We start from the raw sequence: 12,422 nt of genomic DNA on the forward strand, positions 1-12,422 counted from the left end.
AAGTGAAACGGACAAACCCCCGTTCCAATCATTTCAATATGCAAGTGGGGAAATCTGAAAAACAATTTTCCCCACTTCATCATTTTATTTCTCCAATGCGACAATACCAGGCAATGGTTTGCCTTCCATCCATTCGAGAAATGCTCCGCCCGCTGTTGAAATATAGGTAAAATCGGCAGCAACACCGGCATGATGAAGTGCCGAAACCGTATCACCACCGCCAGCAATGGAGGTGAGCTTTTTCTGTTTTGTACGGGCAGCAACACGTTTGGCAACCGCAACTGTGCCTGCATCAAAGGGATGCAATTCAAAAGCGCCAAGAGGTCCGTTCCAGACCAGCGTTGCAGCGTCATCTATGGCCGCATTGATACGTTCGACAGAATTTTCACCAATATCAAGAATCATACCATCGGCGGGAATTGAATCGATACCATAACGATGGTTAGGCGAATTTGCTTCAAAACTTTCGGCAACAATAGCGTCAACCGGCAAAATAATTGAACAATTTTCGGTCTTTGCCTTGGTCAAAATAGCACGGGCAGTCTCTCCGAGTTCATGCTCGCATAACGACTTTCCGACACTTAAACCTCTCGCCGCCAGAAATGTATTGGCCATGCCGCCGCCGATAATAAGTGCATCGACCTTTTCAATCAGATTGTTCAAAAGATCAATCTTCGTCGAAACTTTGGCACCACCAACGATGGCTACCACCGGATGAGCCGGATGACCGAGCCCTTTTTCCAGTGCCTCGAGTTCCATCTGCATGGAGCGGCCGGCATAGGCTGGCAAAACATGGGCAAGCCCTTCTGTCGACGCATGGGCACGGTGAGCGGCGGAAAACGCATCATTCACATAAATATCGCCATTTTCAGCCAATGCTTTGGCAAATGCCGGATCGTTCTTTTCTTCGCCTTCGTGGAAGCGTGTATTTTCCAAAAGAACAATATCCCCGTCTTTCAGGGCATCGACAGCGGCTTTTGCTTTTTCACCAATGCAGTCCTCGGCAAAAGCAACTGTTTTCCCTAAAACTTTTTCGACCGTCGGGACAATTTGCTTTAATGAAAATTCGGCAACAACTTTGCCTTTCGGACGCCCGAAATGGGCAAGCAAAATAACTTTTGCACCTTTTCTGCTCAGTTCGGTGATGGTTGGTTTAACCCGCTCGATGCGAGTGGCATCCGTTACTTTTCCGTCAGCGACTGGCACATTGAGATCAACGCGCAGAAGCACGCGCTTCGATTTTACATCAACATCATCAAGGGTGCGAAAAGCCATATTTTTCTCCAGATTTTCAAGGAACGGGCTTTTATCTCAATGTGGCCCATTCAAGTCCGTTTTATTGAAAGTCTTGGGACAAACAACTCAACAAGACCTTCATTTTTAATAAGAAAATGGGGGCTGATGCCCCCATTATTATTGTCAGATCGTCTTTGCAAATGCGACAGCAACATCAGCCATACGGTTGGAGAAGCCCCATTCATTGTCGTACCAGGAAAGAATACGAACGAATGTTCCATCCATAACGCGTGTTTGCTCGGTATGGAAAATAGAAGAATGTGGATCATGGTTGAAATCGTGGCTGACGAGTTTTTCATCGGTATAGCCGAGGATACCCTTCAAAGGACCATTTGCAGCTTTACGGATTTCTTCATTGATTTCTTCCGGTGTAACCGAACGCTTTGCAATAAAGGTAAAGTCGACAACCGAAACATTCGGAGTCGGAACACGAATAGCAACGCCATCAAGCTTGCCTGCAAGTTCCGGCAAAACCAGACCAACAGCCTTGGCAGCACCGGTAGATGTCGGAATCATCGACAAAGCTGCAGCGCGTGCACGGTAGAGATCTTTATGCAATTTATCCAAAGTCGGTTGATCGCCTGTATAAGAGTGAATGGTTGTCATGAAGCCTTTTTCAATGCCGACAGTTTTGTTGAGGACATGGGCAACCGGAGCAAGGCAGTTGGTTGTGCAGGATCCGTTCGAAATGACTTTGTGCTCTTTTGTGAGCTTGTCATGATTAACGCCATAGACAACTGTCAGGTCAGCGCCTTTTGACGGTGCGGAAACGATAACGCGCTTGGCTCCTGCATCAAGATGGGCAGCAGCTTTTTCACGGGCGGTAAAAATGCCGGTGCATTCCAAAGCAATATCAATGCCGAGTTCTTTCCACGGCAATTGTTCCGGATCACGTGCAGCCGTAACCTTGATCGGCCCGCGGCCGGCGTCAATGGTATCACCCGATACCTTTACTTCATGAGGGAAACGTCCATGGACCGAATCATAGCGCAACAGATGGGCATTTGTTTCAACCGGCCCCAAATCGTTAACTGCAACAATGTCAATATCTTTGCGACCGCTTTCAATGATTGCACGCACAACATTGCGTCCAATACGTCCAAATCCGTTGATTGCTACACGTACTGCCATATTATCTCTCCCTTTAATTGAGATATTTGAATATTAAAGCTTTGCTTCCGCCGCTGCAACGACGGCTTCGGGGGTTATCCCGAAATGTTTGTAAAGTGCGTCGATAGGACCACTCGCACCAAAACTATGCATTCCTATAAATACACCATCTCGACCAATAAAACGATCCCATCCTTGGCGAATTGCTGCTTCAATAGCAATTTTCACAGGCGCTGTACCTATCAAAGCCGTTTGATAGGACTCTACTTGGTGCTCGAAAAGTTCAAAACAAGGGACCGACACAACTCTTGTAGGAATTCCTTTGTTTTCAAGTTCGTTGCGTGCCTTCACCGCTATTTCAACTTCCGAACCGGATGCAAAAATCGTAACTTTTGCTTCATCACTCGCCGTCATCAATTCATAAGCACCCAAGGCACAAAGATTGTCTTCGTCATAGTTTTTGCGCAAAGTGGGCAAACCTTGACGGGTCAATGCCAAAGTCGAAGGCGTTGTTTTTGATTTCAATGCCAATTGCCAACATTCGGCGGTCTCGACCACATCGGCCGGACGGAAAACAAGATGATTGGGAATTGCCCGCAAACTTGCCAGATGTTCAACCGGTTGATGGGTCGGACCATCTTCACCAAGGCCGATGGAATCATGTGTCATCACATAGATGACACGAATACCCATCAATGATGAAAGCCGCATTGCCGGACGGGCATAATCGGAAAAGCACAAGAAAGTTCCCGAATAGGGAATAATACCACCATAAAGTGACAAGCCGTTCATAATCGCGGCCATGGCATGTTCGCGAATACCATAATGAATATAACGACCGGAAAAATCTTCCGGTGTAATATCATTGGTCTGGCTTGTTTTGGTGTTATTGGAGCCTGTCAAATCGGCCGATCCACCGATTGTTTCGTCAACTGCCCCATTGATAACTTCAAGCGCCATCTGCGAGGCAACACGCGTTGCAACTTTCGGCTGGTCAGCAGCAAGTTTCTTTTTGTAGTCATTAATAACGCTATCGAAATTGCCGGGCAGGTCACCACGCATTAAACGTTCGAATTCGGCACGTTTTTGTGGATCAAGAGCTTCAAGCTTTTTATCCCATTCCTGACGTTTTTTTGCAGCATTGAGACCGGCAAGCCGCCAGTTGTCGAGAATCTCGGCGGGAATAACGAAAGGCTCGCTTTCCCAGCCGAGCGATTTACGTGTCTCGGCAACTTCTTCCTTGCCGAGCGGCGACCCATGAGCCTTATTGGTTCCCGCTTTGTGCGGAGAGCCGAAACCGATTGTTGTCCGGCACGAGATCAATGTCGGTTTGTCGGAGGTTTTGGCTTTTTCGATTGCCTTGGCGATTGCGTCCTGATCGTGCCCGTCAACCTTGATTGTGTTCCACTGACAAGCTTCAAAGCGTGCACACTGGTCGGTATTATCCGAAATCGTAATCGCACCATCAATTGATATCTGGTTATTGTCCCAGAAGACAATAAGCTTGTTAAGCTTCATGTGTCCGGCAAAAGCAATAGCTTCTTGCGAGATACCTTCCATCAGGCAGCCATCACCGGCAAGCACGTAAGTATAATGATCGATGAGATCTCCCCAACGTGCATTCATGATGCGCTCGCCAAGTGCCATTCCAACGGCATTGGCTATGCCCTGACCTAACGGACCGGTTGTCGTTTCAATGCCATTGATATGACGATATTCCGGATGACCGGCAGTTTTTGCGCCAAGCTGACGGAAATTCTTTATCTCGTCTATCGTAACGTCTTCATATCCGGAAAGATACATGACTGAATAAAGCAACATGGAACCGTGTCCAGCCGAGAGAACAAAACGGTCCCGATTAGGCCAATTCGGCTTTTTCGGATCGTGGGCTAAAAATTTTGTATAAAGCACTGTCGCAATGTCGGCGGCACCCATCGGAAGACCAGGATGCCCCGAATTTGCTTTCTCGATTGCATCGATGGAAAGAAAACGGATAGCATTGGCCATCTGGTTCTGCTTGTCATTATTTTTCATGAAAATTGGCTACTCTTTGATCGCTAGTAAATTCGGTCTAATGCTTCTTTTGACAAATATCACTTAAACCGTGTGAGTCAATAAAATCCCACTGTCACCAGCTTTGATACGGTGGATTTCTTGCCACAAGCCGAGAAGACATTTAAGAATAGTAAAACTCGGATAAAATTTGCCGGAATGATTCGTTTTTGAATTTATCTTTTACACAAAGGATCTGGAACTCGATGCCACAAGATACATCAATTCTCGATCAAGCGATCAATCGTCTGGAAAACGCTCTTAAGACGCTTGAAAATGCCGTTGTCAATGACAATAAAGATACATATGACACCAGTGAGCTCGAGGAAGAAATCCAGCGCATGAATGCAGATCGCAGCCGTCTGGCGCAAGCACTCGATACATCTGAATCGCGCGCTGAACGCCTTGAACAAGCCAATAAAGAAGTATCGCGCCGTCTTATTACCGCAATGGAAACGATACGAACGGTGGTTGACCGGTAAAGGGCAATAAATATGGCAACTGTATCAGTCACGATTGATGGAAAAACCTACCGCATGGCTTGCGATGAAGGCGAAGAAGACCATCTTGCCGGTCTTGCCCATCAGCTTGACCAATACATCAGCCATTTGAAATCGAATTTCGGCGAGATCGGAGATCATCGCCTTTCTGTTATGGCAGGCATAATGGTTATGGACGAGCTTGATGAAGCGCGTCGTCAGCTAAATAGCCTGAAACAGGAAAACGACATGTTGCGACAGGAAAATACACAGCTTACCGATGCCTGTGAACGCTACGAAACAGTCGCAGCCAAAGCAATTGATCGGGCGGCCAGTCATATTGATGCGCTTGCCCGTGAGCTTGTGAAAAACCAGTAAGAGCGAACACTGACCGCATATATCTTGGAGTCTTTCCCGTTGTCTCCATTGAAAAACATTTTTCCATAAAAGGGAAATAAAAACTGTTTATCAAAATATCAGGATTGCAAAAGCCCGCTTTGTTTCAAAAGTCTCCACAAATAACGTGCACATAAATAATTAACGAGCACTTAAATAGTGTGTTGCAACACTCCGTAAGTCATTTCTGTATTCTGATATTACACTTATTCCGGATGGTTTTTTATCAGGAGCTTTTTTTGGCTCCCTTTACCAGAATAGTTTTCTATAAAACCAGATCTTCAGTTTACGGCTTTTTGTGTAAGCTTAACCGATATCCTGTTCAAAGAAAGCCTGAACCGCTTACTTTCAATGTTGGAAACTCTGCCCCTCGAAAACTCGTCCCCTCGTAAGCGAGGTGAAAGAGACCCTTAAAAATCATCAGCGAAAATAGATTTCGGCAGAACCCAAGGAATCCGGTTCTGCCGATGAATATCAGGATTTACCGATGATTATCTGCGTTTGCCATCTTCCTTGGCAACATAGGCAATGCGCAGCATATTGGTTGCACCCGGTGTTCCAAGCGGTACACCGGCGGTTACGATAATTCGGTCACCTGGAACGCTATAGCCTTCCCGCAGTGCAATGGCAGCGGCTCTTTCGACCATATCATCAAGATTGTGCGCATCTTCAGTGACAACACAATGAAGCCCCCAGACAAGAGCAAGACGCCGCGCCGTTTCGGTAATCGGTGAAAGAGCAATGATGGATGGCATCGGCCGCTCGCGAGACGCACGAATACCTGTCGCGCCGGAAGCCGTGTAAGCGACAATGGCCGAAAGATTGAGCGTTTCAGCAATTTGCCTTGCGGCAAGCGAAATCGCATCGGCACCTGTCGGTTCGGGAGCCGGATGTTGCGCATCAATCATCGGTTCGTAATTGGAATCCCGTTCGATCTTGCAGGCAATTTTATCCATTGTGCGAACAGCTTCTTCCGGATAGGCACCGGCCGCCGATTCAGCCGAAAGCATGATAGCATCAGCCCCTTCATAAACGGCTGTCGCAACATCCGAAACTTCAGCACGGGTCGGAACCGGTGAGGTGATCATCGATTCAAGCATCTGGGTTGCAACCACAACCGGCTTACCAGCGCGCCGGCAGAGTTTGATAATATCCATCTGGATACCCGGCACCGTTTCCAACGGCATTTCAACGCCAAGATCGCCACGTGCCACCATAACAGCGTCGGATAAATCGACAATCTCGTTAATTCTGCGAACGGCTTGCGGCTTTTCGATTTTTGACAGGATCGCCACTTTTCCTTTGGCAATTTTACGGGCTTCGGCAATATCTTCAGGGCGCTGAATAAAGGAAAGTGCAATCCAGTCAATCGGCTGTTCAAGAACAGCAAGAAGATCTTTATGGTCTTTTTCCGTCATTGCACCGACACCGAGCAGCGTGTCCGGCAGGCTCACGCCCTTGCGATCGGAAATGTGCGTTCCGGCAACGACCTTACATTCAATAGCGGTATGCGTGCATTTCTCCGCCAAAAGCTCGAGTTTACCGTCATCAATCAACAAACGTTCGCCCGGCTTGACCGCGTCAAAAATTTCCTTGTGAGGCAAATAGACACGGGTATTGTCACCCGGAATATCTTTATTGTCGAGCGTAAAAGTTTGCCCGGCAACAAGATCAACCTTGCCGTTTGCAAATTCTCCCACACGTAATTTCGGCCCCTGCAAATCGGCAAGTATACCAATCGGGCGCCCTTGTTTTTTCTCGATATGACGTATGATTTTAACCAAAGAGCGCATTGTGTCATGATCGGCATGACTCATATTGATGCGAAAAACGTCAACCCCCGCTAAAAAAAGCTTTTCGATCATTTTTTCGTCGGACGATGCAGGTCCGAGCGTAGCAACAATCTTTACTTTACGGTTACGTTTCATTTTGTGGGAGCTCCTGTAACAAGCGGCGTATTTAACGCCGGATTATTGGACACGGGTTCTGTAAGCTGAACCATCCAGCTTGTTTGCGTACCCGTATCGATTTCTTGAAAACCGGCTTTCTGAAAGCCTCGTGCAAAGCAGTCGTTGACACCATTAATGGTAAATTCAGAATCTTTCACGCACATATTGATGGGGCCATCCCAACGCCCGTGATTTTTGGCGTCTTCCGCATGAAGATAATAAAAACGCGAGGATAAAGGCCCGTCAATAATCGTCTTGCAACGGGTTGGACCGACGACCCACCAACCTTCGGACATCCATCCGGCTTTTGCACGGTAGCCAATGGAAACGCCGATGGCTTCCTGAGTTGTGTTGCAGACACGGAAATCCGCACGAGCCGCACATGAAAGAGCGAGCATGATCGCCACACCGAAGAGAATAATCCTGGTCTTTTTCAACAACATTTCTGGCACCTTCGGTTTTATTTTGTCCTGACCGCTATTCTTTTGCACTTCATTTGTGTTTTGTGTAGTTTCTTAAAATTTGTCAATGTCAGAGATTTTCAAAACAGCCATATTATAAAGTGATGATAAAAAAATGAAACAGAAAGAAAATTTCTATCCCTTTGAAGAAATTCCCGGCAATATGGAAGCGGGGCTCGTCCTCATCTGTGACCATGCAAGCAACGCTTTGCCTGATGAATATGGCTCGCTCGGACTTCAATCTTCCGAGCTTTTCCGTCACATCGCCTATGATATAGGTGCTGAAATGCTTACAAAAGAGCTTGCAAAACGCCTTGAAGTACCTGCGGTTGTCAGCCATTTCTCAAGACTTTTGATCGACCCCAACCGTGGAGAAGATGATCCGACATTGATTATGCAATTGTCTGACGGTTCGGTTATTCCCGATAATTATCCGATGAGCGAAACCGAAAGACAACGCCGAATCGAAAACTATTATAAACCCTACGATCTGGCTGTCGGGCGGTTGATCGCCGGTGTCGAGGAGGCAAGCGGTAAAAGTCCATTTGTGGTTTCAGTACATTCTTTTACACCCGTCTGGCATGGTCAAGCACGTCCTTGGCATATCGGTCTTTTATGGGACAGTGACAGACGTGCTTTCGACCCGTTATTTACCGGCTTGAACGAAATTGCCGAGATCAAAGTTGGCGATAACGAACCCTATGATGGCGCATTGAAAGGCGATACAATGTACCGTCATTGTACAACAAAGGGTATTGCCCACATCCTTATTGAAGTCCGACAGGATTTGATAGCAAACGAAGAGGGTGTGATCAAATGGGCAGATTATCTGCAACCGCTATTTCATAAAATAAACGGAATGCCGATGATTCACATGAAACAGATTTTCCCGTCACGTGCCGACTGGTAACTTCCAGAACTGGGCACTTGGCTAAAATATCGGGGGTAAAAATTAAACCCGCCATCTTGACTCCGAGGGCAGGACTCGGACATCAACAGGAAACTGAACGATCGACTTAACGACTCGTTTGAACACGATTTATCTGGAGGCCATTTCCATGAGTGAAGTGACAGACGAAAAACAAGCAGTGGCCGTTGGCCAGTTGCGTTCTTTTATCGAGCGTATCGAACGCCTTGAAGAAGAAAAGAAAACAATTTCCGACGACATAAAAGAAGTTTATGCCGAGCTTAAGGGAAGTGGTTTCGACAGCAAGGCTGTACGCACAATTATCCGTTTGCGTAAAAAAGAAGACCATGAGCGTCAGGAAGAGGAAGCCATGATCCAGCTCTATAAAGACGCACTCGGAATGAGCTGATTTTTAGTTTTTTGAAAACTCGAAAGCCTTCCGTTTCCGGAAGGCTTTTTGTTATATCATACGAATTACCGGTGATTATGCGGGGGGTGTGACCATGCCATCCACCTTTACCGGTTCAGCATTTTTTCAATGCCAAAAAATTCGCGTTGGCGGACACCCTATAGTTTTCAAAAAATGAAACTATTTTTCGAGTTCTTCTTTCAGCATTTCAAGCTCGAGCCACTCGTTTTCCTTTATTTCAAGGTCTTTTCGCTTTTGTTCGAGAAGGCGCGAAAGTTCCTCGAACCTTTTGGCATTTTTTGTATAAAGGTCGGGATCGGAAAACTCTTTTTCCATCTTTGCAATCTCGTCATGAAGCGCATCAATTTCCGAAGGCAATTTTTCCAAAGCATATTTCTGTTTATAGGATAGCTTCTGTTTTGTTTCCCGTTTTGCCCGTTCGGCTGGAGCTGATGTTTGTGGCGAAGATGATTTCGCAACGTTTTTCTGTTCGATTTCCCGACCTTTCCTTTGCGCTATCATATCGCTATAGCCACCGGCATATTCGAGCCAGCGACCATTGCCTTCAGGAGCAATGATACTCGTAACCGTGCGATCAAGAAAATCGCGATCGTGGCTGACAAGCAGAACAGTTCCCGGGAAATTGCTGACAAGTTCCTGCAAAAGATCAAGCGTTTCCATATCAAGGTCATTTGTAGGCTCGTCGAGTATCAAGAGATTTGCAGGACGAGACAAGACGCGCGCCAGCATCAACCGCGCTCTTTCGCCGCCCGACAATTCTTTGATCGGCGTCCTCGCCTGTTCAGGCGAAAACAGAAAGTCCTTCATATAGGAGACAACATGACGTTGTTCACCATTGACGATAACACTGTCGCCGCGGCCGTCGGTCAAATAATGGGCAAGCGTTTCATTTTCATCAAGCGAGCGTTTTTGATCAAGCGTGGCAATTTCAAGATTGACGCCAAGTTTCACTGTTCCGCTATCGGGTATCAAAACCCCGCTCAGCATGGATAACAATGTTGTTTTACCAATGCCATTGGGACCCACCAGTCCCACCCTGTCACCGCGGTGGATACGGGTGGAAAAATGATCGACAAGAACCTGTTCGCCGTAAGCTTTGCTGATATTTTTGGCTTCGATCACCAGTTTTCCGGATTCCTGTGAATCGCTCAACTCCATGACAGCATTGCCCTGCGGCCCGCGATAACTCTTGTATTTCTGCCGCAATTTCTGCAATTCGTCGAGACGGCGAACATTGCGTTTGCGCCGCGCTGTCACACCGTAACGCAGCCAATGCTCTTCACGTACAATCTGGCGGCCGAGTTTTTGTTGCTCGATTTCTTCTTCTTCAAGAAGTTTGTCACGCCATTCCTCGAAAAAAGCAAATCCCTTGCCAAGGCGCTTTGTTTGCCCCCGATCAAGCCAGATTGTCGATTGCGAGACGTTTTCCAGAAAACGCCGATCATGCGAAATCAGGACAATGCTTGACCTTATTGTTTTAAGTTCACCTTCAAGCCATTCGATTGTCGTGAGATCAAGATGGTTGGTGGGTTCATCCAGCAGCAGAATATCGGGAGCCGGTGCAATAACACGCGCCAATGCGGCGCGGCGCGCCTCGCCGCCTGAAAGCTGGTCGGGTTTTTCTTCACCGCTCAAGCCCAGATGATCGAGCATATAGCTGACACGGTGGACATCATCCAAAGGCCCCAGTCCAGCTTCGACATAGGCACGCACATTTTCAAAGCCGTCAAGATCGGGTGATTGCGGCAAATAGCGGATTGTTGCCGAGGGATGCTTAAAAATCTCTCCATCTGTCGGCTCGACAAGACCGGCAGCAATTTTAAGAAGTGTCGACTTACCCGAACCGTTACGCCCGACAAGCGCAATACGATCACCGCTTGAAACCGATAAAGCAGCATCGGTCAGCAATGGTGTACCGCCAAAGGTGAGTGAAATGTGGTCGAGACGTAAAAGAGGAGGCGCCATTATGATTCCGTTTGGTTATTTTTTCCGATTAATAGCAAAATATATTTTTTAAACACATAAAATAAAAAAGGGCCAGCAGAACCGACCCCTTCATTTTTCAGGTCTTTAAAACCTTATTGGTATTGGTTGCAAGGTGCCTGATACATTTGCCCATAGGCATCGCGGTAGTTACAATACTGAACGCCATTACGCTTTGTTGCAACACCAACAAGCGTACCTGCCGCAGCACCGATTGCAGCACCTCTCAAAGCACCCTTGCCATTCCCCTTGATAGCACCGCCTGCGAGTGCGCCCAAAGCCGCACCACCAGCGCCATATCCGGCAGTACGCTGTTCATTCGGCGAACAGGCGACAGTTGCAAGTCCCAAAGCTGAAACCATGGCAATTACAGAAATACGTTTAAACATGTCCTCACTCTTTCTCTTTTTAATTTTTCGACACTGTGTCTTAATAATAAGGCAAAACCAAGATAAGGCCAAAGCACTCGATTCATCCTTATCTTGATATAACATATGGATAAAACGAATATTTTCTAAAGAGCTATCCGCAAAATTTATGCTCTTCAAACCAATGTTGCCAACAAGATTGCACGACCTTGCGACAGGGTCACGTTCAATCGGCCGTTTACTTCATTGGAAAGAGTCAATGATGAACCAAAGGGCACATTTTTTTTCAAAAGCGGCCATCTGGCGCCCTCGATTGTAAGACCATCAAGGTCATCAAAGCCGATAAGACTGAAAATTGTGCCGGCAGGCAAATCGAATGAATAAGCGCCCGGAAGAAGAGCATATCCTTCCTCCTTGCCACTCGTTAGAAGAACATCAATGCCATTTTCTTTCATCGCCAATGCATGAGCAAAGTGGAAAAAAGCGTGGTCGGAACGTTTGCCACCAAGAGCACCACACAAAATAATGCGTTCGGCTCCTCGTTCCAAAGCAAAATCGATAGCGAGTTCTCCATCGGTCTTATCCTTTGCCACAGGAAAAGACTTCTTCTCGATATCTTTATAACGTTCCTTCAAGTCGGCTTTCGTTGAATCGAAATCTCCTACCCACAATTCCGGTTTCACATGAAGCATTTCGACATAACGGATTGCCCCGTCAGCAACGATAATATGGCCATGTCCGATCTGCTTCATAAGCCGTTCGGTCACATAAAGATCGCCATCAAGAAGAACAGTAAAGCTTTTCACTCAAACGCCCATTTTTGTTTTGTCAGTTTTCCCGATTTTTCTTTTTTCAAATTTTCTATGCCAGTTATCAGTTCGCCCTCTATTTAAATTGTCTGATCGTCCTCCATATGTCATAACAATTCAATTCTACTTGTTGTAATATAGATGAAATTTCCAAAAAGCATGTTATTTTCAACTTTTTCGAC

Annotated in this window: 12 protein-coding genes and 1 pseudogene; 4 read left to right on the forward strand and 9 right to left on the reverse strand. The window is 46.6% G+C overall.

What is annotated here, in order from left to right; all coding sequences use genetic code 11:
* Window positions 1-84: 84 nt before the first annotated feature.
* The 3 genes from BBC0178_RS10690 to tkt all read right to left on the reverse strand — a co-directional run bounded on the left by BBC0178_RS10690 (window position 85) and on the right by tkt (window position 4,440).
* Window positions 85-1,275 carry a phosphoglycerate kinase gene (locus BBC0178_RS10690; protein ID WP_078040148.1) on the reverse strand — a complete coding sequence of 397 codons (1,191 nt, stop codon included), beginning with the start codon at window positions 1,273-1,275 and terminating at the stop codon, window positions 85-87.
* Between the two features lie 144 nt (window positions 1,276-1,419).
* On the reverse strand, window positions 1,420-2,427 hold the full coding sequence (gene gap / locus BBC0178_RS10695; protein WP_077973035.1) for a type I glyceraldehyde-3-phosphate dehydrogenase: 1,008 nt from the start codon (window positions 2,425-2,427) through the stop codon (window positions 1,420-1,422).
* Window positions 2,428-2,460: 33 nt separating this feature from the next.
* Window positions 2,461-4,440, reverse strand: coding sequence for a transketolase (gene tkt, locus BBC0178_RS10700; RefSeq protein WP_077973036.1), 1,980 nt, complete (start codon window positions 4,438-4,440; stop codon window positions 2,461-2,463).
* 224 nt (window positions 4,441-4,664) lie between these two features.
* On the opposite strand from tkt, the gene BBC0178_RS10705 reads away from it, so the two are divergent.
* Window positions 4,665-4,940 (forward strand): DUF4164 domain-containing protein, encoded by a 276-nt coding sequence (locus BBC0178_RS10705; RefSeq protein WP_077973037.1) that lies wholly within the window; start codon window positions 4,665-4,667, stop codon window positions 4,938-4,940.
* 12 nt (window positions 4,941-4,952) lie between these two features.
* On the forward strand, window positions 4,953-5,315 hold the full coding sequence (locus BBC0178_RS10710; protein ID WP_078040149.1) for a cell division protein ZapA: 363 nt from the start codon (window positions 4,953-4,955) through the stop codon (window positions 5,313-5,315).
* A 509-nt stretch (window positions 5,316-5,824) separates the two neighbouring features.
* Here the strand turns inward: BBC0178_RS10710 and pyk are convergent.
* Window positions 5,825-7,261, reverse strand: a complete 1,437-nt coding sequence (pyk, locus tag BBC0178_RS10715; RefSeq protein WP_078040150.1) for a pyruvate kinase — start codon at window positions 7,259-7,261, stop codon at window positions 5,825-5,827.
* Window positions 7,258-7,725 (reverse strand): DUF1036 domain-containing protein, encoded by a 468-nt coding sequence (locus BBC0178_RS10720; protein WP_078040464.1) that lies wholly within the window; start codon window positions 7,723-7,725, stop codon window positions 7,258-7,260. The genes pyk and BBC0178_RS10720 overlap by 4 nt, the downstream gene beginning before the upstream one ends.
* 133 nt (window positions 7,726-7,858) lie before the next feature.
* On the opposite strand from BBC0178_RS10720, the gene BBC0178_RS10725 reads away from it, so the two are divergent.
* Together BBC0178_RS10725 and BBC0178_RS10730 are read left to right on the forward strand one after the other, a co-directional pair.
* Complete coding sequence (locus BBC0178_RS10725; RefSeq protein ID WP_078040151.1) at window positions 7,859-8,653, forward strand: N-formylglutamate amidohydrolase; 795 nt, start codon at window positions 7,859-7,861, stop codon at window positions 8,651-8,653.
* Between the two features lie 148 nt (window positions 8,654-8,801).
* Window positions 8,802-9,059, forward strand: a complete 258-nt coding sequence (locus BBC0178_RS10730; RefSeq protein ID WP_075869337.1) for a DUF2312 domain-containing protein — start codon at window positions 8,802-8,804, stop codon at window positions 9,057-9,059.
* A 180-nt stretch (window positions 9,060-9,239) separates the two neighbouring features.
* Here BBC0178_RS10730 and BBC0178_RS12355 read toward each other — a convergent pair whose 3' ends face one another.
* The 4 genes and pseudogenes from BBC0178_RS12355 to BBC0178_RS10745 all read right to left on the reverse strand — a co-directional run bounded on the left by BBC0178_RS12355 (window position 9,240) and on the right by BBC0178_RS10745 (window position 12,237).
* Window positions 9,240-9,581, reverse strand: a complete 342-nt coding sequence (locus BBC0178_RS12355; RefSeq protein ID WP_418214920.1) for a hypothetical protein — start codon at window positions 9,579-9,581, stop codon at window positions 9,240-9,242.
* Window positions 9,560-11,045, reverse strand: a pseudogene (locus BBC0178_RS10735) (ABC-F family ATP-binding cassette domain-containing protein); the annotation flags it as partial. The gene BBC0178_RS12355 and the pseudogene BBC0178_RS10735, both read right to left, overlap by 22 nt.
* Window positions 11,046-11,158: 113 nt before the next feature.
* Window positions 11,159-11,452 carry a glycine zipper 2TM domain-containing protein gene (locus BBC0178_RS10740; protein ID WP_078040153.1) on the reverse strand — a complete coding sequence of 98 codons (294 nt, stop codon included), beginning with the start codon at window positions 11,450-11,452 and terminating at the stop codon, window positions 11,159-11,161.
* A gap of 155 nt (window positions 11,453-11,607) precedes the next feature.
* Window positions 11,608-12,237 (reverse strand): thiamine diphosphokinase, encoded by a 630-nt coding sequence (locus BBC0178_RS10745; protein WP_078040154.1) that lies wholly within the window; start codon window positions 12,235-12,237, stop codon window positions 11,608-11,610.
* Between the last annotated feature and the right edge of the window lie 185 nt (window positions 12,238-12,422).

This window comes from Ditibartonella apihabitans (assembly GCF_002007485.1).
GTDB classification, from domain to species: Bacteria; Pseudomonadota; Alphaproteobacteria; order Rhizobiales; family Rhizobiaceae; genus Bartonella; species Bartonella apihabitans.

Bases quoted from the DNA above. Each gene is read 5' to 3' on its own strand.
- BBC0178_RS10690 (WP_078040148.1), bottom strand. From the start codon at position 1,275: ATGGCTTTTCGCACCCTTGATGATGTTGATGTAAAATCGAAGCGCGTG.
- gap (WP_077973035.1), bottom strand. From the start codon at position 2,427: ATGGCAGTACGTGTAGCAATCAACGGATTTGGACGTATTGGACGCAAT.
- tkt (WP_077973036.1), bottom strand. From the start codon at position 4,440: ATGAAAAATAATGACAAGCAGAACCAGATGGCCAATGCTATCCGTTTT.
- BBC0178_RS10705 (WP_077973037.1), top strand. From the start codon at position 4,665: ATGCCACAAGATACATCAATTCTCGATCAAGCGATCAATCGTCTGGAA.
- BBC0178_RS10710 (WP_078040149.1), top strand. From the start codon at position 4,953: ATGGCAACTGTATCAGTCACGATTGATGGAAAAACCTACCGCATGGCT.
- pyk (WP_078040150.1), bottom strand. From the start codon at position 7,261: ATGAAACGTAACCGTAAAGTAAAGATTGTTGCTACGCTCGGACCTGCA.
- BBC0178_RS10720 (WP_078040464.1), bottom strand. From the start codon at position 7,725: ATGTTGTTGAAAAAGACCAGGATTATTCTCTTCGGTGTGGCGATCATG.
- BBC0178_RS10725 (WP_078040151.1), top strand. From the start codon at position 7,859: ATGAAACAGAAAGAAAATTTCTATCCCTTTGAAGAAATTCCCGGCAAT.
- BBC0178_RS10730 (WP_075869337.1), top strand. From the start codon at position 8,802: ATGAGTGAAGTGACAGACGAAAAACAAGCAGTGGCCGTTGGCCAGTTG.
- BBC0178_RS12355 (WP_418214920.1), bottom strand. From the start codon at position 9,581: ATGATAGCGCAAAGGAAAGGTCGGGAAATCGAACAGAAAAACGTTGCG.
- BBC0178_RS10740 (WP_078040153.1), bottom strand. From the start codon at position 11,452: ATGTTTAAACGTATTTCTGTAATTGCCATGGTTTCAGCTTTGGGACTT.